Origin of the sequence: Pseudomonas sp. 67(2021) (assembly GCF_017491835.1) — a bacterium.
GTDB lineage: Bacteria > Pseudomonadota > Gammaproteobacteria > Pseudomonadales > Pseudomonadaceae > Aquipseudomonas > Aquipseudomonas atacamensis.
On sequence record NZ_JAFGYL010000003.1, the window covers coordinates 146,266 to 169,269 of the forward strand.

The 23,004-nt window shown below is 59.0% G+C and carries 26 protein-coding genes and 1 tRNA gene; 5 read left to right on the forward strand and 22 right to left on the reverse strand.

The window, feature by feature from the left end; translation table 11 throughout:
• Positions 1-76 precede the first annotated feature (76 nt).
• The 4 genes from J5M66_RS06205 to J5M66_RS06220 all read right to left on the reverse strand — a co-directional run bounded on the left by J5M66_RS06205 (position 77) and on the right by J5M66_RS06220 (position 1,778).
• On the reverse strand, positions 77-244 hold the full coding sequence (locus tag J5M66_RS06205; protein WP_016773805.1) for a hypothetical protein: 168 nt from the start codon (positions 242-244) through the stop codon (positions 77-79).
• Positions 245-362: 118 nt separating this feature from the next.
• Complete coding sequence (locus tag J5M66_RS06210; RefSeq protein ID WP_024012287.1) at positions 363-782, reverse strand: YMGG-like glycine zipper-containing protein; 420 nt, start codon at positions 780-782, stop codon at positions 363-365.
• A gap of 135 nt (positions 783-917) precedes the next feature.
• The gene (locus tag J5M66_RS06215) at positions 918-1,289 is read right to left on the reverse strand and encodes a hypothetical protein (RefSeq protein WP_016773803.1); all 372 of its coding nucleotides are present in this window, start codon (positions 1,287-1,289) and stop codon (positions 918-920) included.
• Between the two features lie 300 nt (positions 1,290-1,589).
• On the reverse strand, positions 1,590-1,778 hold the full coding sequence (locus J5M66_RS06220; protein WP_122698972.1) for a hypothetical protein: 189 nt from the start codon (positions 1,776-1,778) through the stop codon (positions 1,590-1,592).
• Positions 1,779-1,999: 221 nt separating this feature from the next.
• Between J5M66_RS06220 and J5M66_RS06225 the strand changes: the two genes are divergently transcribed.
• Positions 2,000-2,278, forward strand: coding sequence for a hypothetical protein (locus tag J5M66_RS06225; protein WP_207807408.1), 279 nt, complete (start codon positions 2,000-2,002; stop codon positions 2,276-2,278).
• Between the two features lie 57 nt (positions 2,279-2,335).
• Here J5M66_RS06225 and J5M66_RS06230 read toward each other — a convergent pair whose 3' ends face one another.
• The 5 genes from J5M66_RS06230 to J5M66_RS06250 all read right to left on the reverse strand — a co-directional run bounded on the left by J5M66_RS06230 (position 2,336) and on the right by J5M66_RS06250 (position 4,996).
• A complete protein-coding gene (locus J5M66_RS06230; RefSeq protein ID WP_207807409.1) occupies positions 2,336-2,656 on the reverse strand; it encodes a YbjQ family protein in 321 nt (106 codons plus the stop codon).
• 70 nt (positions 2,657-2,726) lie between these two features.
• The gene (locus J5M66_RS06235) at positions 2,727-4,007 is read right to left on the reverse strand and encodes a Y-family DNA polymerase (RefSeq protein ID WP_207807410.1); all 1,281 of its coding nucleotides are present in this window, start codon (positions 4,005-4,007) and stop codon (positions 2,727-2,729) included.
• Positions 3,994-4,425 (reverse strand): translesion error-prone DNA polymerase V autoproteolytic subunit, encoded by a 432-nt coding sequence (umuD, locus tag J5M66_RS06240; protein ID WP_122602836.1) that lies wholly within the window; start codon positions 4,423-4,425, stop codon positions 3,994-3,996. Before umuD ends, J5M66_RS06235 begins: the two co-directional genes overlap by 14 nt.
• 249 nt (positions 4,426-4,674) lie before the next feature.
• A tRNA-Ser gene (locus J5M66_RS06245) sits at positions 4,675-4,764 on the reverse strand.
• The gene (locus J5M66_RS06250; RefSeq protein ID WP_207807411.1) at positions 4,760-4,996 is read right to left on the reverse strand and encodes a hypothetical protein; all 237 of its coding nucleotides are present in this window, start codon (positions 4,994-4,996) and stop codon (positions 4,760-4,762) included. The genes J5M66_RS06245 and J5M66_RS06250 overlap by 5 nt, the downstream gene beginning before the upstream one ends.
• A gap of 64 nt (positions 4,997-5,060) precedes the next feature.
• Between J5M66_RS06250 and J5M66_RS06255 the strand changes: the two genes are divergently transcribed.
• The 3 genes from J5M66_RS06255 to J5M66_RS06265 all read left to right on the forward strand — a co-directional run bounded on the left by J5M66_RS06255 (position 5,061) and on the right by J5M66_RS06265 (position 7,798).
• Positions 5,061-5,750, forward strand: coding sequence for a crotonase/enoyl-CoA hydratase family protein (locus J5M66_RS06255; RefSeq protein ID WP_076566844.1), 690 nt, complete (start codon positions 5,061-5,063; stop codon positions 5,748-5,750).
• Positions 5,751-5,971: 221 nt separating this feature from the next.
• Positions 5,972-6,694: a 1-acylglycerol-3-phosphate O-acyltransferase gene (locus J5M66_RS06260; protein WP_207807412.1), complete on the forward strand. Its 723-nt coding sequence runs from the start codon at positions 5,972-5,974 to the stop codon at positions 6,692-6,694.
• Between the two features lie 132 nt (positions 6,695-6,826).
• Positions 6,827-7,798 carry a magnesium and cobalt transport protein CorA gene (locus J5M66_RS06265; protein WP_016773794.1) on the forward strand — a complete coding sequence of 324 codons (972 nt, stop codon included), beginning with the start codon at positions 6,827-6,829 and terminating at the stop codon, positions 7,796-7,798.
• Between the two features lie 69 nt (positions 7,799-7,867).
• On the opposite strand, the gene J5M66_RS06270 is transcribed toward J5M66_RS06265, so the two are convergent.
• The 3 genes from J5M66_RS06270 to J5M66_RS06280 all read right to left on the reverse strand — a co-directional run bounded on the left by J5M66_RS06270 (position 7,868) and on the right by J5M66_RS06280 (position 12,063).
• Positions 7,868-8,596: an amidotransferase gene (locus tag J5M66_RS06270; protein ID WP_207807413.1), complete on the reverse strand. Its 729-nt coding sequence runs from the start codon at positions 8,594-8,596 to the stop codon at positions 7,868-7,870.
• Between the two features lie 92 nt (positions 8,597-8,688).
• On the reverse strand, positions 8,689-10,833 hold the full coding sequence (locus J5M66_RS06275; protein WP_207807414.1) for a 3-hydroxyacyl-CoA dehydrogenase NAD-binding domain-containing protein: 2,145 nt from the start codon (positions 10,831-10,833) through the stop codon (positions 8,689-8,691).
• A 24-nt stretch (positions 10,834-10,857) separates the two neighbouring features.
• Positions 10,858-12,063, reverse strand: coding sequence for an acetyl-CoA C-acetyltransferase (locus J5M66_RS06280; RefSeq protein ID WP_123443418.1), 1,206 nt, complete (start codon positions 12,061-12,063; stop codon positions 10,858-10,860).
• A gap of 577 nt (positions 12,064-12,640) precedes the next feature.
• Here J5M66_RS06280 and J5M66_RS06285 point away from each other — a divergent pair.
• Complete coding sequence (locus J5M66_RS06285) at positions 12,641-13,462, forward strand: cytochrome c (RefSeq protein ID WP_207807463.1); 822 nt, start codon at positions 12,641-12,643, stop codon at positions 13,460-13,462.
• A gap of 120 nt (positions 13,463-13,582) precedes the next feature.
• Here J5M66_RS06285 and J5M66_RS06290 read toward each other — a convergent pair whose 3' ends face one another.
• The 10 genes from J5M66_RS06290 to J5M66_RS06335 form a co-directional block, all read right to left on the reverse strand.
• A complete protein-coding gene (locus tag J5M66_RS06290; RefSeq protein ID WP_024012233.1) occupies positions 13,583-14,386 on the reverse strand; it encodes a transglutaminase family protein in 804 nt (267 codons plus the stop codon).
• Complete coding sequence (locus J5M66_RS06295) at positions 14,383-15,333, reverse strand: alpha-E domain-containing protein (RefSeq protein ID WP_016773788.1); 951 nt, start codon at positions 15,331-15,333, stop codon at positions 14,383-14,385. The genes J5M66_RS06290 and J5M66_RS06295 overlap by 4 nt, the downstream gene beginning before the upstream one ends.
• Positions 15,334-15,345: 12 nt before the next feature.
• Complete coding sequence (locus J5M66_RS06300; protein ID WP_207807415.1) at positions 15,346-16,755, reverse strand: circularly permuted type 2 ATP-grasp protein; 1,410 nt, start codon at positions 16,753-16,755, stop codon at positions 15,346-15,348.
• Positions 16,756-17,233: 478 nt separating this feature from the next.
• The gene (locus J5M66_RS06305) at positions 17,234-17,581 is read right to left on the reverse strand and encodes a ribonuclease E inhibitor RraB (RefSeq protein WP_003223226.1); all 348 of its coding nucleotides are present in this window, start codon (positions 17,579-17,581) and stop codon (positions 17,234-17,236) included.
• 209 nt (positions 17,582-17,790) lie between these two features.
• Positions 17,791-18,024 carry a hypothetical protein gene (locus tag J5M66_RS06310; protein WP_024012230.1) on the reverse strand — a complete coding sequence of 78 codons (234 nt, stop codon included), beginning with the start codon at positions 18,022-18,024 and terminating at the stop codon, positions 17,791-17,793.
• A gap of 187 nt (positions 18,025-18,211) precedes the next feature.
• Positions 18,212-19,087: a polyamine aminopropyltransferase gene (speE, locus tag J5M66_RS06315; protein ID WP_016773785.1), complete on the reverse strand. Its 876-nt coding sequence runs from the start codon at positions 19,085-19,087 to the stop codon at positions 18,212-18,214.
• 241 nt (positions 19,088-19,328) lie between these two features.
• Positions 19,329-19,520 carry a PLDc N-terminal domain-containing protein gene (locus J5M66_RS06320; RefSeq protein WP_016773784.1) on the reverse strand — a complete coding sequence of 64 codons (192 nt, stop codon included), beginning with the start codon at positions 19,518-19,520 and terminating at the stop codon, positions 19,329-19,331.
• Between the two features lie 71 nt (positions 19,521-19,591).
• Positions 19,592-20,122, reverse strand: a complete 531-nt coding sequence (locus J5M66_RS06325; RefSeq protein WP_110601273.1) for a hypothetical protein — start codon at positions 20,120-20,122, stop codon at positions 19,592-19,594.
• Positions 20,123-20,202: 80 nt separating this feature from the next.
• Positions 20,203-20,721, reverse strand: coding sequence for an ankyrin repeat domain-containing protein (locus J5M66_RS06330; RefSeq protein WP_016773782.1), 519 nt, complete (start codon positions 20,719-20,721; stop codon positions 20,203-20,205).
• A gap of 95 nt (positions 20,722-20,816) precedes the next feature.
• Positions 20,817-22,655 (reverse strand): long-chain-acyl-CoA synthetase, encoded by a 1,839-nt coding sequence (locus tag J5M66_RS06335; RefSeq protein ID WP_207807416.1) that lies wholly within the window; start codon positions 22,653-22,655, stop codon positions 20,817-20,819.
• Positions 22,656-23,004: the final 349 nt, after the last annotated feature.

Sequence of the window (23,004 nt, forward strand, 5' to 3'; positions counted from 1 at the left end):
AAATTACACTCCTGAAATTCCGAATATACTTAAAGGGCCTAAAATTATAGGCCCTGGAATTCAATCTAAGAATAGATCACTGCTCATCCCCATCCTCCTCATACTCCATATCCGCCTCATCCGCATCATTCAACGGCACCGTCGCATCATCCATCAGCGACCCGGGATCTTCATTCCCCGGATCATTGATAAATGGCAATCCACTCGGGCCCTTCTCTTCTTTGCCTTCGGTTTCAGGAGTCATGGCGCACCTCTTGCTCGTGTGGGATATATGACGTTCGAAAAGCCCTATCGCCAATCGTTCCTCTGCCTGACGGCCACACACGAAAAACCCGGCGCCAGGCCGGGTTTTCGTTGATCAATCAGCGATGTTTATTTTTGTGTTTGTTCTTGTGCTTGTGGCCGCCGGAATGAGATCCGCCGTCGTCGTCGCCAAGATTGTTACCTACCGCGCCGCCTGCTGCGCCGCCCAGGCCCGCGCCGATGGCGGAGCCGGTGGAGCCGCCGAGGCTGTTGCCGACGACCGAGCCGCCTGCTGCGCCAAGACCGCCGCCGATCGCGGCTTCGGTGCGGTTGCGTTTGTTCGCGCCGACGGCACTGCCCGCCGCGCCGCCAACACCAGCGCCGACCGCTGCGCCCGTGCTGCCGCCGAGTTGTCCGCCAACCACATTACCCAGCGCACCGCCGAGACCACCGCCTACGGCAGCGGTGCCGTCTCCGGCCGCCATCGCGCCCTGCGCCACGACCAAGCCAAAAAACAGTGCAGATAATGACAATCGCATATGAACCTCGCAGTTCCCGAATCGGGACAGTCCGCCCAAGCGGGGCGTATGCAGATTGGAGATGATTTCGCACGAAACGTTCAGCCATGAAAAAGCCCGACATCGAGTCGGGCTTCTTCTGACAGGCCATCAGTCTCAGTGGCGCTTGTGACCTTTGCCCAGGTTGCTGCCGACGGCACCGCCGGCCGCGCCGCCCAGACCTGCACCGATGGTGGCGCCGTTGCGGCCGCCCAAGCTGTTGCCGATCACCGAACCACCGGCTGCACCGACACCGCCGCCGATCGCCGCTTTGGTACGGCTGCCCTTGCGTGCGGCGACGGCACTGCCCGCTGCGCCCGCAACGCCAGCGCCAATGGCGGCACCGGTGCTGCCGCCCATTTTCTGACCGACCACGTTACCCAGCGCGCCACCCAGGCCACCGCCCAGCGCCGCAGTGCCATCACCGGCAGCCATCGCACCTTGAGCAACCAGAAGGCCAAGAACCAGAGCAGGCAGTGTTAAACGCATGACGAAAACCTCAAATAAACGGGATGACGAAAAGGAGCGGGATTTAATGCCCTCAGCGCAGGAAAGTCCAGACGCGGGCGACAGCGTCGATTGGACCGCGATCAGGGAAAAGGTTTTATGCCGGGCAAAAAAAAGCCCGCTGGGGAGACGGGCTGGAGACTTGCTTTCTAACGGATGGCTTCACACTACGTTGGCCAACGTGAAAAGTTTGTGAAAAAAAACCGACATTAATGTCAATGCCCGCCCCCTCATTCTTGCGCGCATAAAAAACCCCGTTCAGTGACGGGGTACGGGATGAAATCACTTTCTGGTCCTTGTCGTGACCTTGGGCAGGAATTTCGCTTTCGGCCCTTTGGGGGCCGTGGATTTGATTTTGCCGATGCTGACCGGATCCTCGCCAAACCCCGACTGATACTCCGACTGACCGCAGCGCACACAGTTGTTGAATGAAAACTCAGCGCCATCATCTTCGATAAATGGACCTGACATAGACTCTCCCCTACGCAACCGGGCCGACACCGGCAAAACAGTTTTGCCTGAAAAATATCGTCCCTCAGCGCTTTTGAGACTAGCCGGTCACTACTGGACTTGCTGTTCAGAAAGGCTGATCACCGACGAATGGAAAAAAGCGTCGCGAGCGATCACTCGCTAAAGATTTCCATCGAACGGCCGCTGCCCTTATTCCTACCAATGAATCTCAAGGAGAGATCATGCAGATCAATGGATTCCCGAACATGCCAGTAGTAAAACTCAAGGACGAGCAGATCGCTGCCGGCAAGGCCGGTGCGGAAAAACTCAAGGAAAAGATCGCCTCGGGTGAAATCACCATCAAATACCCGGACAAACCGCTTCTGCAGCCGGGCGTCGTCTACCATCCCAGCGAGCCCGCACCATCGGCGCAGCCTGACGGGACACCGCCCCTCGTTGCCATCGATACACCGCTGACCTATGACTCAAGAGGCGCTGTGTTGCTCAAGCCTCAGGGCTGATTGACGCGGAAAAAAACCCATTCGTTGTGCGAGTGGGCTTTGCCTTGAACGCAATGATCAGCGCAGCTTCACCGCCGTTCCGGTCACAAACACGACAACTATGCCACCCTTGCCTGCCGGCATGCTGATCTCGAAGTCCACGCCGACCACCGCGTCAGCCTGCAATGCCCGCGCCCGATCCTTCAGTTCGTCGGTGGCCTGAATGCGTGCTTCTTTAAGAGCCCGCTCCAATGTCTGCGAGCGCCCGCCAAAGAAGTCGCGCATGCCGGCGAACATATCGCGGATCACGTTGACGCCCTGCACAGACTCGGCGCTGACAATGTCCAGATAGGCAGTGATCTGCCGCCCCTCGACGGAATGAGTGGTGGAAATGATCATGAAAGTCGTCCTTTTACTGCAAAAGTGAAGGCGGCGATTGTAGCGCTGCACCAGGCCTGGCACCCGTGCCTCAATTAGATTTAACGACCCACAATTGATCCAGCTTCGTCGTAAAACTCGAGCTCATCATCTCCCGCCGCATGCCCCAGGCCGGATCAGCCGGCACACTCCCCGCTCGCAACGTTCCATGCCCCCAGCGCTGATTGATCTGGTCCAGCACGCCCATCACCCTCTCCGCCGCTTGAGGTTGGGACTGTGCAAACAGGTCTTCGGTAAATTCTCCGGGCTGTCGCAGATCCATCAACAGCACCTCAGCCTTGCTGTACTTGAAGCCCGGCCGGAACAATCGATCGATCGCTTCGCTCGCCACCTTACTCAGCAACCGCACATCATTGGTCGGATAAGGCAACTCGATCAGCGCGCCATTGGCGTACTTCGCCTCTTCCGGATTGAACATGCCGGTGCGGATACTCACGCGGATCTTTTTGCACAGCGAATTCTGAGCACGCAGCTTTTCCGCCGCTCGATGCACATAAGTCGCCACGGCTTCCTTGATCGGCTCGATGGTAGTCAAACGGTTGCCAAACATGCGGCTGCTGCAAATTTCCTGCTTCGGCGGTTCTGTTTCCGACAGTTCCAGACAGGATGTGCCACCCAGTTCGCGCGCGGTCTTTTCGATCACCACGCTGAACTTGCGCCGCAGCGTCCACGGATCGGCCTTCGCCAGGTCCATCGCGCTTCTGATCTGCATGCTTTCCAGATGAGCTTTCATCCGCCGCCCGACGCCCCACACTTCACCGACATCGGTATTGCGCAGCACCCAGTCGCGTTTGGACGGATCGCAGATGTCGACCACGCCACCGGTATGCGCTTGCAGGCGTTTCGCGGTGTGGTTGGCGAGCTTGGCCAGCGTTTTCGTGGGGGCGATGCCGACGCCGACCGGGATGCCGGTGCGCTTATAAACAGCAGAGCGGATGGTGCGGCCAAACGCGGTCAGGTCCCCAGGGATGCCGCTGAGATCGGCGAACGCCTCATCAATGCTGTACACCTCGACCGCCGGCACCATGGATTCGATGATCGTCATCACCCGCTCGCTCATGTCGCCGTACAAGGCGTAATTACTGCTGAACACCTGAATGCCATGGCGGCGCAAATCATCGCGAATCTGGAAATACGGCGCGCCCATTTTCACAAAGGGCTTGGCGTCATAACTCCGGGCAATCACGCAGCCATCGTTATTGCTCAGCACGACAATCGGCGTCTTCGCCAGATCGGGCCGGAACACTCGCTCGCAGCTGGCATAGAAGCTGTTGCAATCGATCAGCGCGAAGACCTGCTCACGATTTTCCATGGTCGCGCACGCTGTAAGTCACCACACCCCAGATCACCAGCTCATCCCCTTCCATCACATAGCGAGGCGGGTATTTGCTGTTGGCCGAAAGAAGGATGATGGTGTTGTCGCGCATGTGCAGGCGCTTGCAGACAGGTTCGGAGTTGAGACCGGCGATGACGATATCGCCGTGCTCGGCATTCAGGCTGCGATCGACGATCACCAGATCACCGCAAAATATCCCCGCGTCCTGCATGCTCTCGCCTTCGATCTTCGCCAGATAAACGTGCGGTGCACGAATATCAAAAACCTCGTCCAGAGAGATGTGCTTTTCAATGTGATCAGCCGCCGGCGAAGGAAAACCGGCGGGAATCCGAAACGAATACAGCGCAAGCTTTTCGCCCGCGCCTGACAAAGGGCCGAGGATGGTGACGCTCATGATACGAACCTGATAGTGAATTTACTGTATGCGCATACAGTAAACTCGGGACGGTTCGGGGGGTCAATGAGGCGTGTAGGAGATTTCGACGGGTGACAGGGGTTTGTATAGCTTTGGAGAGAGAATGATCGCTAAGACACGTTCATAGATGCCGAACATCAGCGGTCCCACGTCACCATTTTCCAGACGCCAAAAACCACAAACCCCCGACTTTCTCTAGGAAAATCAGGGGTTTGTGTTCACTGAATGTGGCGGTGAAGGAGAGATTCGAACTCTCGATACAGTTTCCTGTATACACACTTTCCAGGCGTGCTCCTTAAGCCACTCGGACACTTCACCGTATCTCTGCAGACATGTTCTGTCTGTCGAGGCGCGCTAATGTAGTCGAAAGCTTTTCCGATGGCAAACTTTTTTTCAGAATTTTCATGCGCTTAAGAGAGGCCGTTGCGTTCAGCCAGAGCGGACGATGGCAAACCCGCCAATCTCGGGTAAGCCGCGCGCTTCCTTTATGGAAGGCAACATGCGCGCAGCGCTGGCCGAAGCGCAAAATGGTGACTGGCAGGTCAGTCACGGCGCTTTACCTGGCTTGCGGCGGTGGGTAACGTCTGCCCATCTTTCTAATAAGGAATAGCGTCATGAGCGAGTTGATTGCCTACCACCTCGAAGACGGTATCGCGACCCTGACCCTGAACAATGGCAAGGTCAACGCGATTTCTCCGGATGTGATTGCGGCGTTTAACGCGGCGCTGGATCAGGCGGTGGCGGATCGCGCCGTGGTGATCATTACCGGGCAGCCGGGGATTCTCTCCGGTGGTTATGACCTGAAGGTGATGACCGCCGGCCCGAAGGAGGCCGTTGCGCTGGTGACAGCCGGTTCGACATTGGCGCGCCGCCTACTCTCTCACCCGTTCCCGGTGATCGTTGCTTGCCCGGGACACGCTGTGGCCAAGGGTGCTTTCCTGCTGTTGTCCGCCGATTACCGCATCGGTGTCGACGGCCCGTTCAGCATCGGCCTGAACGAAGTGCAGATCGGCATGACCATGCACCACGCCGGTATCGAGCTGGCGCGTGATCGCTTGCGGCGTTCGGCTTTCCATCGTTCGGTGATCAATGGCGAAATGTTCGATCCGCAAAGTGCCGTTGATGCAGGCTTCCTCGACAAAGTCGTCACTGCCGAAGAATTGCAAGGCGCCGCGCTGGCTGCCGCGCGGCAGTTGAAGAAGATCAACATGCTCGCGCACAAGAACACCAAGCTGAAAGTGCGCAAGCAACTGCTGGAAACTCTTGACGACGCCATCCTGCAGGATCAGCAACATCTGGGCTGACTCGTCCAGGATCTGCCGGTAAGTGAATAGCCCGACTCTCGTGTCGGGCTTTTTCTTACGTCATACGTCGAAGATTCGCGGAAAGCTCTAGGACGCGCCTGACAGGCAAGACTGAAACATGCGCTTAAACATCGGCCATCTCCGGACTCTATAGCGGCAATTGCCGAAAACAGTGCACATCCGTACACTGCGCCACCTTTTGTCCCGGTGGGCCTGCAAAAATGCTGTTTGTGTTTCGTATGTTGTTGATGGGCCTGCACTTTATTCTGGCCGGCGTGCTCGGCGTGATCCTTGGACTGTGCCGCCCGTTCAACCCGGACAACAGCCGACTCTGCGCCCGCCTCTACGCTTTGCCGGCGATGTGTATCTTGCGTTTGCGGGTCAAGTCCGAGGTCAACGGCTTGATGAACAAGCCCGACAGTTGCGTGATCATCGCCAACCATCAGTCCAACTACGATCTGTTCGTCTTCGGCAATGTCGTCCCGCGCCGCACCGTGTGTATCGGCAAGAAAAGCCTGAAGTGGGTGCCGTTGTTCGGCCAGTTGTTCTGGCTGGCCGGCAATGTGTTGATCGACCGTGGCAATGCGCACAAGGCGCGGCAGTCGATGCTGACGACCACCCACACCTTGCAGAACGAAGACACCTCGATCTGGGTGTTTCCGGAAGGCACCCGCAACCTCGGTGAAGATTTGTTGCCGTTCAAGAAAGGCGCGTTCCAGATGGCAATTGCCGCCGGCGTGCCGATCGTTCCGGTGTGCGTGAGCAGCTATATAAAGCACATGCGCCTGAATCGCTGGCGCAGCGGCAACGTTCTCATACGTTCCTTGCCGGCGATTCCTACAGTCGGATTGACCATGGACGACATGCCCATGCTGATCGAGCGATGCCGCGAGCAGATGCGCGAGTGCATCGAATCGATGGATCGGCAACTGCAAGCCACGTGAAACAAGACCCGCCCTGTGCGGGTTTTCTTTTGCCGGCTGAACTGTAGAAGTTTCACTGACTCTCAAGCAGCGACACGGCTAAGCTGAAGCCTTGTTCCCCTGCCATCTGCCAAGAAGAAGTGAATCACCACCATGGGTCGAGTTGTTGCTGCTGCGGTGTACAGCGAGGGTAAGAAAGTCACCAATATTGCGCTGGACGAAGGTGCTGCCTGGGCGGCCAAACCCGGCCACTTCGTGTGGATCGGCCTGGAAGAACCGGACGCACAGGAATTATCCAACCTGCAACGTCAGTTCAACTTGCATGAACTGGCCATCGAAGACGCACTGGAAAAACACAGCCGACCGAAACTGGAAACCTTTGGTGACGCTCTGTTTATCGTCACCTACTCGCCGGTCCGCGAAAACGGCGTTTTGCAATTCATCGAAACGCATATTTTCGCTGGCAGGGGTTACATCATCACTGCTCGCAACGGCCACTCCGCGTCGTATGCCTATGTGCGGCAACGCTGTGAAGCGCGCCCTTTGTTACTCGAGCACGGGGAGGATTTCGTCCTGTATGCGCTGCTCGATTTCGTCATCGAGAACTATCAGCCGGTGGGCGAAGCGATCCACGCCGAGATCGATGAGCTGGAGCGCAACGTTTTGTGTAGCGCCCTCAACGAGCGTGACATTCAGAAGCTGCACGGTTTGCGCCGTGATGTGGTGCGCTTGCGTCGGTATGCGGCGCCGATGGTGGAAATCGGCGAAGAGCTGCAAAAGCTCAGTTTCCCGTTCATCGACAAGAACATGCGTCCGTACTTTCGCGATGTGCAGATTCACGTGACGCGGCAAATGGAAGATCTGAGCACGCTGGCCGACATTGCCAGCCAGACCATCGAGATTGGCGTGTTGCTCGAGGCATCACGGCAGAGCGTGGTGCAGCGCAAGTTTGCAGCGTGGGCGGCGATTCTGGCGTTCCCGACAGCGGTGGCGGGAATTTACGGGATGAACTTCCAGAACATGCCGGAATTGACCTGGCATTACGGTTATTTTGCGGTGCTGGGGTTTATTGCGGTGGGGTGTGTGAGTTTGTGGGCGAGTTTCAAGCGGTCGGGGTGGCTGTAGCCGGGACCGCGTTGCCCCGGATATTCGCGAGCAGGCTCGCTCCCACAGGGATTGTGGGAGCAGGCCCTTTCAGCGTTGAGCCGTTTCTGGTTTGTGCGCCACGAAGCGCATCATCCACTCTGCAACGGTAGCGCCATGATGCTCCTGCTCAAGGCTCGCGACACCCTTGCTGTAAATCTGCGAACCCAGCGCTTCCTGGCGCAGATCGAGCAGCGCGCGCGAATAATCGTGAATGAATTCCGGATGGCCCTGGAAGCACAGCACTTGATCGTTGATGTGATAAGCCGCGAACGGGCAAAAATCGCTGGAGGCGATCACAGTCGCGTTTTCCGGTAGTTCGGTGACCTGGTCCTGGTGGCTGATCAGCAGTGTCAGCTCTTCGCGCACCGGGCTCATCCACGGTGCCTTGGCTGCCAGCTTGTAATTGTGGGTACCGACGCCCCAACCCTGGGAGGCCCGCTCGCTCTTGCCGCCGAGCAGCAACGCCAGCAATTGGTGGCCGAAGCACACGCCGAGCAGTTTGTCGCCGCGATCGTAGCGATTCAAAAGGTACGTCTTGAGGGTCTGGATCCACGGATCCGTGCCGAACGAATCGGCCTTGCTGCCAGTGACCAGGTACGCATCGAAAGTCTCGTCGTCACTTGGGTAATCCCCGTTCACCACGTTATAGACAGTGAACTCAGCGGCGATCGGTTGCTGCGAGAACAGGCGCTGGAACATCTGCCCATAGCCCTGATATTGGTCAATCAATTCGGGCCGCAGGATGTCGGTTTCGAGAATGCAGATGCGCAGCGACATAAAAAATACCTGACACGTGATGGGAATAATGAACACCCCAGAGCCTGCCTTGAAACACGTGGCCAAGGCAAGCCCCGAAATGCTCGCCGGCCCTAGAACATTTCACCTTTCGCCGCTTTGTCCAGCAGCAGCGCTGGCGGGGTAAAGCGTTCGCCGTATTGCTCGGCCAGATACTGCGCGCGGGCGACGAAGTCCTTCAGGCCATACTGGTTGATGAACTGCAGCGCCCCGCCGGTCCACGCGGCGAAACCGATGCCGAAGATCGAGCCGACGTTGGCATCCGCCGTCGAGGTCAGCACGCCCTCCTCCACACAGCGCACGGTTTCGATGGCCTGCACAAACAACAGCCGATCACGCACATCCTTCGCAGAGATCTGTCCGTCGGCCTTCTCGAAGCGCGTTTTCAGCTCCGGCCATAAATGCTTCTGGGCACCGGCTGGATACTCATAAAAACCGCCTCCGGCAGCTTTACCCGGTCGCTTGAATTCATTGAGCATCAAGTCAATCACGGCAAAGGCCGGGTGCTCAATCAGCGGTTTCCCTTCAGCCTGTAGGTCCTTGGCCGTCTGTTGACGGATATGGCTCATCAGGCTGAGGGAAACTTCGTCGGAGATTGCCAGAGGCCCGACCGGCATCCCGGCCTTGCGCGCTTCGGTCTCGATCATCGGCGCACTGACGCCCTCGCCGAGCATGGCAATGCCTTCGTTGGTGAACGTGCCGAACACCCGCGAGGTAAAGAAGCCGCGACTGTCGTTGACCACGATCGGAGTTTTCTTGATTTGCAGAACGAAATCGAAACCGCGAGCGAGAGTTTCGGCGCTGGTCTGCGCACCTTTGATGATTTCCACCAACGGCATTTTTTCTACCGGACTGAAGAAATGCAGGCCGATGAATTTGCTTTGATCGGGCACCGCCGTCGCCAGACCGGTGATCGGCAGCGTCGACGTATTGGAAGCAATGACCGCTTCGCCGCCCACCACCTGTTGCGCGGCGGCGGACACTCTGGCTTTGAGTTGGCGATCCTCGAACACAGCTTCGATGATCAGATCGCAACCGGCCAGATCGGCATCGCTTTCGCTCGCAACGATTCGCGCCAGCACCGCTTCACGTTGTTCGGCAGTCATTTGGCCACGGGCAACTTTCTTGTCCAGCAGCGCTGCGGAATGCGCTTTGCCCTTCTCGGCGGCGGCAAGGTTGATGTCCTTGAGGACGACGTCGATACCGGCCGAGGCGCTGACGAACGCGATGCCTGCGCCCATCATTCCGGCGCCGAGCACACCGACTTTGCGGGCTTTATAGGGTGCAAAACCTTGCGGTCTGGAACCGCCGGCGTTGATCTCGTTCAACTGGAACCAGAACGTACCGATCAGGTTTTTCGAGATTTGCCCGGTCGTCAGCTCGGTGAAGTAGCGGGTTTCGATCAGGTGCGCGGTGTCGAAATCGACCTGAGCGCCCTCCACCGCCGCGCACAGAATCTTCTCCGGCGCCGGCAGAGTGCCTTGGGTTTTCGCGCGCAGGATCGACGGCGCAATCGCCAGCATCTGCGCTACTTTCGGGTTCGATGGCGTGCCGCCGGGAATCTGGTAGCCCTTGACGTCCCAGCGCTGCACTGCCGCCGGATTGGCCAAAATCCAAGCACGCGCCTTGGCCAGCAATTCATCTGGATCCGCTGCCAATTCATCAATCAGCCCGGCCTGCAGCGCCTGTTGCGGGCGCACCTTCTTGCCTTCAAGCAAGTACGGCAGGGCTTTTTCGATGCCGAGCATGCGCACCATGCGCACCACCCCACCGCCGCCCGGCAAAAGACCCAAGGTCACTTCCGGTAGACCGAGTTGCACCGAGGCGTCATTAACAGCAATGCGGTGGTGACAGGCCAGACAGATCTCCCAGCCGCCGCCCAGCGCAGCACCGTTGATCGCCGCGACCACCGGTTTACCGAGGGTTTCCAGGCTGCGCAATTGCGCCTTGAGGGTCAGCACCATGTCGTAGAAGGCTTTGGCTTCGGGCTTGCCGACCTTGATCAATTCATTGAGGTCGCCGCCGGCGAAAAAGGTCTTCTTCGCGGAGGTAATGATTACTCCGGCAATGCTGTCTTTCTCTCCCAGCAAGCGGGCAACGCAAGCGGCCATGGCCTCGCGGTACACGGCGTTCATGGTGTTGGCGCTCTGGCCCGGCATGTCCATGGTCAGCACGACGATACCGTCCTGGCCTTTTTCGTAACGAATGGCTTCGCTCATAACAGGGTTCCTTGAAGTCGGGGCTCAGAGGCGTTCGATGATGGTGGCAATGCCCATGCCGCCGCCGACACACAGCGTCGCCAGGCCGTAGCGCAGATGCCGCGCTTCCAGTTCATCAAGCAGGGTGCCGAGGATCGCGCAACCGGTGGCGCCCAGCGGGTGGCCCATGGCGATCGAGCCGCCGTTGACGTTGACCTTGCCGGGATCGACGGCCATGTCCTTGATGAATTTCAACACCACCGAAGCAAACGCCTCGTTGACCTCGAACAGATCGATGTCCTGCACGCGCAGTCCGGCCTTGGCCAGCGCTTTGCGAGTCGCCGGCGCCGGGCCGGTGAGCATGATGGTCGGGTCTGTGCTGGTGACGGCCGTGGCGACGATGCGCGCACGTGGCTGCAGCCCCAGCGCGCGGCCCTTGGCTTCGGAGCCGATGAGCATCAGCGCCGCACCGTCGACAATTCCGGAACTGTTGCCCGGCGTGTGCACATGGTTGATCCGCTCGACATGGCTGTAGACCCGCAACGCCGTGGCGTCAAAGCCCATCTGCCCGATCATTTCGAAACTTGGCTTGAGCTTGCCCAGGCCTTCGAGGGTCGATTCGGCGCGGATGAACTCATCGTGATCAAGCAGGATGATGCCGTTCTGATCCTGCACCGGCACCAGCGACTTGTTGAACGAGCCGTCGGCCCGCGCTCGTGCGGCTTTTTGCTGCGAGTGCAGCGCGTAGGCATCGACGTCCTGCCGGCTGAAGCCTTCAAGGGTGGCGATCAGATCGGCGCCGACCCCTTGCGGGGTGAAATGGCTGTGCAGGTTGGTCTGCGGGTCCAGCGCCCAGGCGCCGCCATCGCTGCCCATTGGCACCCGCGACATCGACTCGACGCCGCCAACCACCACCAGATCCTCGAAGCCCGAGCGCACTTTCATCGCGCCAAGATTCACCGCTTCCAGACCCGAAGCGCAGAAACGATTGATCTGCACACCGGCGACGCTGACGTCCCAGTCGGCCACTTGCACCGCCGTCTTGGCGATGTCCGAGCCTTGATCGCCAATCGGCGTGACGCAGCCGAGGACGACATCATCGACCTGACTGGTGTCCAGCGCGGTGCGCGCCTGCAAGGCGCTCAGCAAACCGGCCACCAGGTTGACCGGCTTCACGCTGTGCAGCGCGCCATCGGCCTTGCCTTTGCCACGCGGGGTGCGCAACGCATCGAAAATCAAAGCTTCAGTCATGACGTCCTCGAACCTGATTTATTGTCACTTCACTTTCGCCCTGCGCCGAATGGCAAGCAATGACCACATTGCTCAAAGCGCTTGACGCACACGCTCAGACGGACGGTCAACCGTCATCAGGTGAACCGGTTCAGGTCGCCGAGTTGTCTAGCCAGCGGGCGGCAAAGAAGCTGGCAATACGCCTCATGCCGTTTTAAGAGCTTTTGCCAAGAACTCCATATGAAATGGATCTAAGCGAAGGCAGACGTGGGCTCTAAGGTGAAGATGTACGCCATCGTCGTCGGGTTTTGCCGAGACGGGCGTGCTTCAACAGGAAGTGCAACGCGTGCCGTCAGGGAAATGCGGTCAGGCACGCATCAGGAAATAACAATAAAGGCGGTCAAGCCATGTTCAAACAACCGAAAGTACGTCAAGCAGGACTCATTCTTTTCGCCACGACGCTGTTGTTGATCTTGCCGAATCTGACCAAGGTCATCGGCTGATTCAAACGTCGCGTGCTGTATATCGCCACTGAAAATGTGACTGGCCCGCTACCCGGGCCAGCGTGGTTGTGCCAACCTTTGCGTACTCCCACGACATGGACGGCGATCATTTGAAAACGCTCATTGCGCTCGGTACCTTGCTGCTGAGCTTGCCCTTGTCCGCTGCACAACTGGATCTGCAGTTGGGCGCAAACAGCCGCACCTGGCAGACCGAAGAGCTGCTCAAGCATCCTCATGTGCAAACCCTCACGATCAACAATGATGTTTCCTACAAGAAGGACATGACCTATCAGGCCGTGCCGCTGGCCGCATTGCTGACGGGGGTCAAGCCGGAGGATCACTTGCAGGCGGTGGCACTGGATGGCTTTGCCGCAGAGTTGGCCGCCGCGCCCTTGCTGAACAAGGACGGCGCACGCGCATGGCTGGCAATCGAGGACCCGGCGCGGCCGTGGCCACCGCTGTCTGCCGGCAAGCACAGCGCCGGGCCGTTCTATCTGGTCTGGACCGATCCGCAGGCCGGCAATGTCAGCCCCGAACAGTGGCCGTTCGAAGTCGCCAGTATCAAGCTGATGGCGCCAGTGGCCCAACGCTTCCCTGCCCTGCTGCCCGATCCTGCCTTGAAGGCCGATGATCCGGTGAACCAGGGTTTTGCCCTGTTTCAGAAAAACTGCCTGGCCTGTCACCGGTTGAATGGTGCCGGAGACGCGCAGTTCGGTCCGGATCTGAATATTCCGTATAGCCCGACCGAGTATTTTGGGGCGGATTTCTTGAAGCGCTACATCCGCGATCCGCAGAGTTTGCGTCAGTGGCCGCAGGCGAAGATGCCGGGGTTTTCCGCGCAGGTGTTGCCGGATGGAGACCTTGAAATGCTGGTGGGCTATCTCAAGCACATGGCCGGCCGCAAAGCCAAGCCTTGATGCAGTCTCCCTTGTGGGAGCGAGCCTGCTCGCGAAGGCGGAGTGTCAGTCGCTGGTTGGCTGGCTGATGAACCGCTTTCGCGAGCAGGCTCGCTCCCACAGGGCTTTGCGTGCGTCGAGCTATTGTTGCTGCACGGAAATAACCGGCGTCGGCGAGACGAATACCTTGGCGTGCATCTGCTCGCAACCGCCGCCCCGGCGCATGCCGCGGACCGGGCAGGCATCGAGATAATCCAGGCCGACCGCCAGCTTCAAGTGTCGCTCCGGGCGCGCCAGTTGGTTGGTCACGTCGAAGCTGTACCACGCGTCATCCAGCCACGCTTCTGCCCAGGCATGACTGGCCAGATGCTCGCAATCTTCGCTGTACAGATAACCCGACACGTAACGCGACGGCACGCCGAGGCTGCGCGCGCAGGCCAGAAACGCATGGGTATGATCCTGACAAACCCCGCCGCGACCGGCGAAAGCTTCGGCGGCGCTGGTGTCGACTTCGGTTGAGCCCGGCGTGTAGGTCATGTGCTGATTCAGACCGTGCATCAAGTCGATCAGCGCGGTGCGATCTCGCCGTTGCTTGCAGTTTTTCGCGGCAAACTCGCGCATGGCTTCATCGGCTTCGGTCAGGCGCGTGAAGCGCAGGAACGGCAGCGCCGACTGGCTCTCATGTTCGGCCTCGCGCAATTCGTCAATATCGACCTGACCACGGGCGCCGATGATGATCGCTTCGTGCGGCTCGTCCATGGTCAGCACATGCAGGATGTTGCCGAACGGATCGAGCTGCGCACGCACCGGACGCGGCAGGTCGAGTTGCCAACTGAGGACATGCTGGCGCTCGCTGTCGTGGGGCGTCAGGCGCAGGTACTGGATGCTCGCGCGCACCTGATCTTCGTAGTGATAGGTGGTCTCGTGGCTTATGGAAAGTCTCATGCAGCCTCCAGATAGGAACTGTGAATGGCGTTGCCCAACTGGCGCACCAGCGGGATGAATTCGGTCAGCCAGGCGTGCAGGCCTTCTTCGAGGATTTCGTTGATGCCGGTGTAGCGCAGGCGCGCATCCATTTCCGCCGCCAGGCGTTGTGCCGGTCGGCCGTTGGCGCCTGGCAGTTGCGCGAGGATCTGGTCGATTTCTTCGGTACAGGCACGCAGCGAACGCGGCACATCGGCGCGCAACAGCAGCAGTTCGGCGACATGCCGGGCGCCGGGCGCGTCTCGGTAGATTTCGGTGTAGGCCTCGAATGAGGACAAGGCGCGCAGCAGCGCACTCCATTGGTAATAGGCGTGCGCCGTGCCGTCGCTGACTGCTTCGGCCTGATCGCCGGCCATTTCGTAACGGGCATCAAGCAGGCGCAGCGTGTTGTCCGCGCGCTCGATAAACGTGCCCAGACGAATGAAGCGAAACGCGTCGTTGCGCATGATCGTGCCGTATGAGGCGCCACGAAACAGGTGCGAACGTTCCTTGATCCATTCGCAGAAACGGCTCATGCCATAGCGGCTCAGGCCCTGTTCGGCGATGCCGCGAATCTCCAGCCAGGTCGCGTTGATGTTTTCCCACATGTCCGCAGTGATTCGCCCGCGTACCGCATGAGCACTGGCCCGCGCTGCACCAAGGCAGCTGTAGATACTGGCCGGATTGGCCGCATCCAGTGCGAAGAAATGCAGCAGGCGCTCTGCGTGCAGGTCGCCGTGGCGTTCAAGGTAATCGTCCAGGGTGCCGGTGATCAGCAACGGCATGGCGAGTTCGTGCAGACCGTCGCCGCGCCCGTCCTGCGGCATCAGCGACAGCGAATAACTGATGTCGAGCATGCGCGCGAGATTCTCCGCACGCTCCAGGTAACGCGACATCCAGTACAGATCCGAGGCAGTTCTACTTAACATGGCAAGCTTCCTTCAATCCTCGACTACCCAGGTGTCCTTGGTGCCGCCGCCCTGGGAGGAATTCACCACCAGGGAGCCTTCACGCAACGCGACACGGGTCAAACCGCCGGGAACGACCCGGGTTTCGCGGCCGGACAGCACGAACGGACGCAAGTCGATATGGCGCGGCGCGATGCCGTTTTCGACAAAGGTCGGACAGGTCGACAGCGATAGCGTCGGTTGCGCAATGTAGGCATGGGGTTTGGCTTTGATGCGCTCGCGAAAGGCATCGATTTCCGCTGTCGTCGCGGCTGGCCCAACGAGCATCCCGTAACCGCCGGAGCCTTGGGTTTCCTTGACCACCAGTTCCGGAAGATTGGCCAGCACATGGGACAGCTCGGACGGGTTGCGGCACTGCCAGGTCGGCACGTTTTTCAGAATCGGCTCTTCGTCGAGGTAGAAACGGATCATGTCGGTGACAAACGGGTACACCGATTTATCGTCCGCCACTCCGGTGCCGATGGCGTTGGCCAGCACCACATTGCCGGAACGATAGGACGACAGCAGCCCCGGCACGCCTAGCATCGAGTCCGGGTTGAATGCCAGCGGATCGAGGAAGGCATCGTCGAGGCGGCGATAGATCACGTCGACCGCTTTCGGGCCATCGGTGGTGCGCATGAAGACTTTGTCGTCACGCACGAACAGATCCGCACCTTCGACCAGTTCCACGCCCATTTCCCGGGCAAGAAACGCGTGTTCGAAGAACGCGCTGTTGAAGCGTCCCGGCGTCAACACCACCACGCTCGGGTTGTCGATCGGGCTTGAGCTTTTCAGGGTGTCGAGCAGCAGATTGGGATAGTGATCGATCGGGGCGATGCGCTGGGCGGAGAACAGTTCGGGGAACAGACGCATCATCATCTTGCGGTCCTCGAGCATGTAGCTGACGCCACTGGGGGTGCGCAGGTTGTCTTCGAGGACGTAGTAAGTGCCATCGCCATCGCGCACCAGATCGACGCCGGAGATGTGCGCATAGATATCGCGGTGCAGATCCAGACCTTGCATCGCCAATTGGTATTGCTCGTTGGCCAGCACCTGTTCGGCGGGAATGATCCCGGCCTTGATGATGCGCTGCTCGTGGTAGAGGTCGGCGAGAAACATGTTCAACGCTTTGACCCGCTGAATGCAGCCGCGCTCGACAATCCGCCATTCACTGGCCGGAATGCTGCGGGGAATGGTGTCGAACGGAATCAGGCGCTCGGTGCCCTGCTCGTCGTCATAGAGCGTGAAGGTGATCCCGGCACGGTGGAACAGCAGATCGGCCTCGCGGCGGCGCTGCGCGAGCAGCTCGTCGGGCGTCTCGGCCAGCCAGCGGGCAAATTCCCGGTAATGCGGGCGGACCAGGCCGCCGGCATCGTACATCTCGTCAAAATAGGTGCGGATCATGCCGTACTCCTTGTCACTCCGGACATACAGGCCTTCGCAAGGCCCGTGCCATCGGCATAAACGCTTTGATTTCAATCGGTTGTAGATCCACGCCGAAGGCTGCGCACCATTCCTGTGCGGCAAATGCCCCGGCCCGATTGCCCCCGCTTCATTGCGACGCACTGCATCGCCTATCACCAGCATAGTCAGAGTTGATTTCACTGCCCGGCCACGACTGCGGATAATCCGCGCATTCGCTGCAAAACTTCCCCGGCACGCCGCCGCGAAGTAGACAGCTCAACTGATCTGAACTGCCTTGGCAGCCCCGTCCCGACAGGACTTTATTGCATACCCGTCTTCCCTTTCAGCCACCCTCTCCGGTGGCTTTTTTTTTGCCCAGGATTCTTGTTTCAGGGTTTTGCCACTGCGATATGCAGAAGCCAGAAACGACAACGGCCGACCCGAAGGTCAGCCGTTGCCCGACAGACAATGCGCAATATCAATTCAACCGGTAACGATTGCGCACCTCCTGCTTCACGCCCCAACCCTCGATAATGCCGCCCAGCGGTTCGACCACGGCTGAAAAGCCTTGCTCGAAATCGCCGATGTCGTCATAGGTTGCGTACATCACTTTGCTCAATTCCAGCGACCAGGCGCCGTCGTCGCGCGCACTGACCTGGGCATTGATGGATTCACCGCGAAATTTGCCTGCTGCCCTGCGCGCCCGCTCCTCGTCCGGGAAAATCGCGTAGAACTCGATGGGATGGAACCGGGAAAAATCGAAACCGCCTTCTTTCATGCGGCGCAGAACGTTGCTGCTGATGTCTTCTTGATAGGCTGTGCTCATGAATCGTCCCCCTCGATTGATGGATAGACTTTCCGTATTCCCGCCCCGGGCCTTTTGGCCTAAGTACTACGGCAACGTGGTTGCGCGCGGGAAACAAGCATGTAGCTGACAAGACCAGACCTTAGCGATCCATTCGCTGATCTCGCTTGCAGAGTAGCCCCAAGAGAGCGCCGCTGCCAAGGCCTGGTTTACGAGATGACAGGAAGTATTCAGACAGGGGTGATGCTGCGGATTTCGATGCCGTTCTGGGTCTTGAGGTTTTTCACCCCCGCATCGGCGGTGCGCCCTTCCAGATCGTTGAGATCCAGCTTGGCGGCGACCGGAAGAAGCCGCTCTTTGACGAGCCGTGCGGCTTCATCATCGGACGGGCATTCCTCACGTTCGAAGACTTCATCGACAATTTCACCGTGATCATCCACGAAAGTGACTTTCCACTTTTGCATCAGTGCCTCCTCGATCAACCCGTAAATGGGCTTACCTCTATCTCGACTTTTTTCCGCGATAGTTGGTTCAAAAGGATTACAGCCGACAACGGTGAAAATAACCATCCAATCGGTAAGGCGGACTTCTGTGGCGAGGGGATTTATCCCCTCACCACAAAAGCTCCCTTGCAGAGCGACTTCAGCGTGATCAGTCGTTGCTCGGCTTGTTGACCGCCTGCAGCACGTATTGCGGCAAAGCGAACGCGCCGATGTGGATTTCCGGGTTGTAGTAGCGGGTGACGATGCCGCTGCCGATGAAGCGCTGTTGCAGGGTTTCACGGCTGAGCTTGCGGTAGGCCGGGTTGGTCGAGCCCCAGGCGAAGGTCATCGAACCGCCGATGTAGGTCGGTACGGCCGCCTGATAGAAATGCCAGTCCGGGAACAGGCTGCGCAGGCGACCGGCGGTGGTTTTGACTTCGTCGATCTGCATGAACGGCGTGCCGTTCTGAGTGACGAGAATGCCGCCTTCGTTCAGGCAGCGGTGGCATGCCTGGTAGAAGTTCTCCGAGAACAGCACTTCGCCCGGGCCGATAGGGTCGGTGGAGTCGGAGATGATCACGTCGAATTTTTCAGTGGTGGTGGCGACGAAACGCATGCCGTCATCGATCACCAGGTTCAGGCGCGGATCGTCGTAGGCTCCGGCGGAATGGTTCGGCAGGAATTCCTTGCACATGTCGACCACGGTGCCGTCGATCTCGACCATGGTGATGTGCTCGACGCCGGCGTGCTTGGTCACTTCGCGCAACATACCGCCGTCACCGCCGCCGATGATCAGCACGCGCTTGGCAGTGCCATGGGCGAGGATCGGCACGTGGGTGAGCATCTCGTGGTAGATGAATTCGTCGGCTTCGGTGGTCTGGATCACGCCGTCCAGCGCCATCACCCGGCCCATGCGCGGGTTCTGGAAGATCACCAGGTGCTGGTGTTCGGTGCGCACTTCGTGCAGCAGTTTTTCCATGCGAAAACGCTGGCCGTAGCCTTCGTAGAGGGTTTCCAGGTACTCGCTGGTCTTGGTGACGGTCATGGTCAAGTGCTCCGATAAATGCGCGGGCGCCATCGTGGGGACGATTGCCCGGGAAAGGCGCGCATTCTACGTTGCCGAAGATGACAGGTCGAACCTCAGGTTGTTTTTTACCAGCGCAAATTACTGTGGGAGCGAGCCTGCTTGCGAAAGCGCAGCATCAGTTGCCGGTGATGGCGACTGACCCAACGTCTTCGCGAGCAGGCTCGCTCCCACAGGGATGACCGTGTGATCGAAAATCAGCTCAGATCCGGACGTTGCCCCGTGGCCCGGCAATCGCCCAGATGATCAGGCCCAGCACCGGCAGGAGGATGATCAGCAACACCCAGACGATTTTCATTCCGGTGGAGGCGCCGCTTTTCAGCACGTTGATGATGGCCCAGATGTCGAGGGCAAGGATGATCAGGCCAATCAGACCGTTGAACGTGGAACCCATGGTGTCGCTCCAGAATAGTGGCATGCACTTTTAGGATAGACGGTCGCGCGCAGGGTTCCCTTTTATTGCGTTCAGACGTGAACGGCGACCTTCAAGGCTTCCAGCGCTGGCGCAGCGGCGATGCCAACCTCGGCGCATAACTCCAGCACGCGGGGCACATCGTTGCCGTAGACCAGGACCATTTGCAGCTCATCGTCGAGCAACTGGCTGAAGTTCATCAACGTGTAACCGCCGTTTTCCTTGTTCAGGCTGCTCATCTGCACCTGAATACGGTTGAGTGCGGTCAGTGCTTCGGTCTTGGCCAGTTGCTTGGGCTTGAGATTGAAATCCACGCCCGGACCAAACGAGGCAACGATTTGTGCGAACAGATCGACGTAGGTATCGGCCTGAAACAGCACGGTTTCCGGCAGGCTGCCGACCACTACCCACTCACCCAGCGGGATCGGGAAAGTATCGTCGTAGTTGATGTCCGGATTGGCGGCCAGAAAAGCCTCGGCGTCGGCGTAGGCCTCGGCGGCTTCGTCGGCCACTTTCAGGATCTCATCCTCGCCCATGCAGCCGGAGCTGATTTTGCTGATGAGTTCGACGAGTGCGGCTTTCATGAGGGCGGATCCTGTGGCGGAGGTGAATTTTCAGGGCGCGAAGGATAGCGCATTCTGCCCTTCGCCACAGTCCGTGGACTTTACGCCAGCAACTTTTCCAGCTGCGCGGTGGTATCGACCGCGCCCATGGTCCGCGCCGCATCCAGCGCGGTCACGCCATTGGCGTCCTTGGCTTTCGGGTCTGCGCCCTGGCCGATCAGGTAGTCGACGATTTCAACGCGGTTGAACATTGCCGCCATCATCAACGCGGTACGGCCGTCGAAGGAAGAACCTTCGATTTCGGCGCCCGCCTCGACCAGCGCCTTGACCACCGCCAGATCGCCCTTGAACGCAGCGCCGGCAATCGGGCTCTGGCCGTTGCCATTGCGCATTTCCGGATCGGCCTTGTGTTTAAGCAGGACCTTCACCGCATCGACATGGCCGTAGTAGCTGGCGAGCATCAACAAGGTGTCGCCCTTGCTGTTTTTCAGGTTCACCGGCAGCCCGGCGCTGACCAGGCGATCAAGCATCTCGGCATCACCGTCGCGCGCCTTGTTGAAAACCTGCTCGGTGAATTCGGCAGCTTCTTCAGGGGTCATCTGGCGGCTTTGGTCGGACATGGGGCACTCCATTTCGGTCTATCGGAAAGCCGACAGTTTCCCGAGCGCGACGGTGGCTGTCACTCGGTTTTTTCCAAGCGTCCCGATAGCCACACTCAATATCGATGTTTGCCCTGTTGAATTTCAGCGAGGATTTGCTCACTGACATGCACATAGGTTTCGCTGCCCGGCAGCCAGGCGAAGATCGGGTCATCGCCGGTGAGCCCGGGGTCAAAGCCTTCCGTTTTCAGGCGGGTCTTCTGGTATTTGAAGGTCCCGGTGGTTTCCATTTTCACTTTCACCCGCAAGAACAACGGCACGGCATAAGCCGGCATACGTTGCCGGACGAAACTCAGCAGTTCGGCAAAATCCAGCGTGGCCAAGGATTCGGCGGGAGTGATTGCGGCCATCCCCGCACGCCCGTTGGTGTTGGGGATTTCCACACTGTAGGCCACGGCTTCAGCGATCAATGGATGCTGCAACAACAGGTTTTCGACTTCGGTGGTCGACACGTTTTCACCCTTCCAGCGATAGGTATCGCCGAGGCGATCAACAAATTGCGCATGGCCGAAACCGATATTGCGCAGCAGGTCGCCGGTGTTGAAAAAGCGATCGCCCTTGTTGAACACATCGTGGAGGACGACGCGGGCGGTTTTCTGCGGGTCGGTGTAACCGTCCAGCGGTGCCTTGTCGTCGATCCGCGCCAGCAGCAGGCCCTGCTCGCCCTTGCCGACCTTGCGCATGAAACCATCATCGCCGCGCAATGGCTCGCCACTGTCATGGTCGTAAGCGACCAGTTCCCACGCCATCAGCGAAAAACCGACGGTGTTGTCGAAATTGAGGATGTTGGTGAAACCGATGTTGCCGTCGCTCGCCGCGTACAGCTCACAAATGTGCTCGACGGCAAAACGCGTCTTGAACTCGGCCCAGGCACCAGGACGCAAACCATTGCCGATCATCTTACGCACGTCGTGCCGGCTGTCATCGGCGCTGACCGGTTGCTCGACCAGGTAGCGACACAGCTCACCGACATAGCCGATGGTGGTTGCGCGATAGCGGCGCACGTCACCCCAGAACTGGCTGGCGCTGAACTTGCGGCGGATGGCGAAACCCGAGGCGCCGTTGATCGCCGATCCCCAACACACGCACAGGCCTGTGGCGTGATACAGCGGCAAGGTGCAGTAAACGACATCATCCGGGCGCATATCGAGGGCGATCATGCCGAAGCTCGCCGAACTGCGCATCCAGCGTCCATGCTTGAACACCCCGGCCTTGGGCAGGCCGGTGGTACCGGAGGTGTAGATGTAGAAACACGGATCGTCGAAGAATACTTGCGCGCTGCTCGGCGGGTTATCGCTGCTGGCGTCAGCACTGGCGCTGATCAGATTGACGTAGCCCTCAGGCGCGATGCCCGGATGGCTGTAGGTGTCCTGATCGGCGACGAACCAGGTGCGCGGCGCTGCGATCGCAACCTGATCACGCACGCCGGCATAGGCAGCGGTCAGTTCTTCGCCAACCACAATAGCCACCGGCGCAACCAGATTGATGCTGTGAACAAGCGTGTCGCGCATCAACGAGGTATTGAGCAGCGCACTCACCGCGCCGAGCTTGGCCAGCGCCAGAATCGTCACCAGCAATTCCGCACGGTTCTCGATGAACACCGCGACCACATCGCCCTTGCCGATGCCTTGCTCGCTCAGGTAATGCGCAATGCGATTGGCCCACTGATTGACCTGCGTGTAGGTCAACGCCACGTCGCCCTGCAACAACGCCACACCATCGGGATTGCGCAGCGTCGCCTGCTCGAACGTCCAGCCCAGGCCGCACGTTTGGGTCGGATCCGTGACATTGGCCACCTTCATGCCTTTGACCACCCGGGGGATGGCCTTGGCGATCATCGGCAGTTTGCGGAGCATCATGCCCCAGGTAATCGTGTCGCTTGGTGCGTGACGCATGAAAGCTCCCCGTTCGATCTTGACGTGCAGACCGCTGTTCTTGTTATCGGGTAATGACTGCGACCGACGCGTTTACGCCGTGGGTCGAGAAGGAAAGTACGTCAGTGCTCGCGGGGCTGTACACGCGGTTTTTGCAATGATTTGTATCCCGTCGCGCCTTCGGGGAAGAGCGGATTCTGGTACGGACGTTTGGTTCCGTTGTACGGAGAAAAATCACGCAAAATGCAGGATGCACGATGGCCATTCATGCAGATTGCACGACGCCTGCAAAATGCAATGCCTTCAACTTATTGATTTTAAAGGGATTTTATTCGCATCAATACTGGCACAAACGCTGCAACTACCTCCG

Bases quoted from the DNA above. Each gene is read 5' to 3' on its own strand.
- J5M66_RS06205 (WP_016773805.1), bottom strand. From the start codon at position 244: ATGACTCCTGAAACCGAAGGCAAAGAAGAGAAGGGCCCGAGTGGATTG.
- J5M66_RS06210 (WP_024012287.1), bottom strand. From the start codon at position 782: ATGCGATTGTCATTATCTGCACTGTTTTTTGGCTTGGTCGTGGCGCAG.
- J5M66_RS06215 (WP_016773803.1), bottom strand. From the start codon at position 1,289: ATGCGTTTAACACTGCCTGCTCTGGTTCTTGGCCTTCTGGTTGCTCAA.
- J5M66_RS06220 (WP_122698972.1), bottom strand. From the start codon at position 1,778: ATGTCAGGTCCATTTATCGAAGATGATGGCGCTGAGTTTTCATTCAAC.
- J5M66_RS06225 (WP_207807408.1), top strand. From the start codon at position 2,000: ATGCAGATCAATGGATTCCCGAACATGCCAGTAGTAAAACTCAAGGAC.
- J5M66_RS06230 (WP_207807409.1), bottom strand. From the start codon at position 2,656: ATGATCATTTCCACCACTCATTCCGTCGAGGGGCGGCAGATCACTGCC.
- J5M66_RS06235 (WP_207807410.1), bottom strand. From the start codon at position 4,007: ATGGAAAATCGTGAGCAGGTCTTCGCGCTGATCGATTGCAACAGCTTC.
- umuD (WP_122602836.1), bottom strand. From the start codon at position 4,425: ATGAGCGTCACCATCCTCGGCCCTTTGTCAGGCGCGGGCGAAAAGCTT.
- J5M66_RS06255 (WP_076566844.1), top strand. From the start codon at position 5,061: ATGAGCGAGTTGATTGCCTACCACCTCGAAGACGGTATCGCGACCCTG.
- J5M66_RS06260 (WP_207807412.1), top strand. From the start codon at position 5,972: ATGCTGTTTGTGTTTCGTATGTTGTTGATGGGCCTGCACTTTATTCTG.
- J5M66_RS06265 (WP_016773794.1), top strand. From the start codon at position 6,827: ATGGGTCGAGTTGTTGCTGCTGCGGTGTACAGCGAGGGTAAGAAAGTC.
- J5M66_RS06270 (WP_207807413.1), bottom strand. From the start codon at position 8,596: ATGTCGCTGCGCATCTGCATTCTCGAAACCGACATCCTGCGGCCCGAA.
- J5M66_RS06275 (WP_207807414.1), bottom strand. From the start codon at position 10,833: ATGAGCGAAGCCATTCGTTACGAAAAAGGCCAGGACGGTATCGTCGTG.
- J5M66_RS06280 (WP_123443418.1), bottom strand. From the start codon at position 12,063: ATGACTGAAGCTTTGATTTTCGATGCGTTGCGCACCCCGCGTGGCAAA.
- J5M66_RS06285 (WP_207807463.1), top strand. From the start codon at position 12,641: ATGGACGGCGATCATTTGAAAACGCTCATTGCGCTCGGTACCTTGCTG.
- J5M66_RS06290 (WP_024012233.1), bottom strand. From the start codon at position 14,386: ATGAGACTTTCCATAAGCCACGAGACCACCTATCACTACGAAGATCAG.
- J5M66_RS06295 (WP_016773788.1), bottom strand. From the start codon at position 15,333: ATGTTAAGTAGAACTGCCTCGGATCTGTACTGGATGTCGCGTTACCTG.
- J5M66_RS06300 (WP_207807415.1), bottom strand. From the start codon at position 16,755: ATGATCCGCACCTATTTTGACGAGATGTACGATGCCGGCGGCCTGGTC.
- J5M66_RS06305 (WP_003223226.1), bottom strand. From the start codon at position 17,581: ATGAGCACAGCCTATCAAGAAGACATCAGCAGCAACGTTCTGCGCCGC.
- J5M66_RS06310 (WP_024012230.1), bottom strand. From the start codon at position 18,024: ATGCAAAAGTGGAAAGTCACTTTCGTGGATGATCACGGTGAAATTGTC.
- speE (WP_016773785.1), bottom strand. From the start codon at position 19,087: ATGACCGTCACCAAGACCAGCGAGTACCTGGAAACCCTCTACGAAGGC.
- J5M66_RS06320 (WP_016773784.1), bottom strand. From the start codon at position 19,520: ATGGGTTCCACGTTCAACGGTCTGATTGGCCTGATCATCCTTGCCCTC.
- J5M66_RS06325 (WP_110601273.1), bottom strand. From the start codon at position 20,122: ATGAAAGCCGCACTCGTCGAACTCATCAGCAAAATCAGCTCCGGCTGC.
- J5M66_RS06330 (WP_016773782.1), bottom strand. From the start codon at position 20,721: ATGTCCGACCAAAGCCGCCAGATGACCCCTGAAGAAGCTGCCGAATTC.
- J5M66_RS06335 (WP_207807416.1), bottom strand. From the start codon at position 22,655: ATGCGTCACGCACCAAGCGACACGATTACCTGGGGCATGATGCTCCGC.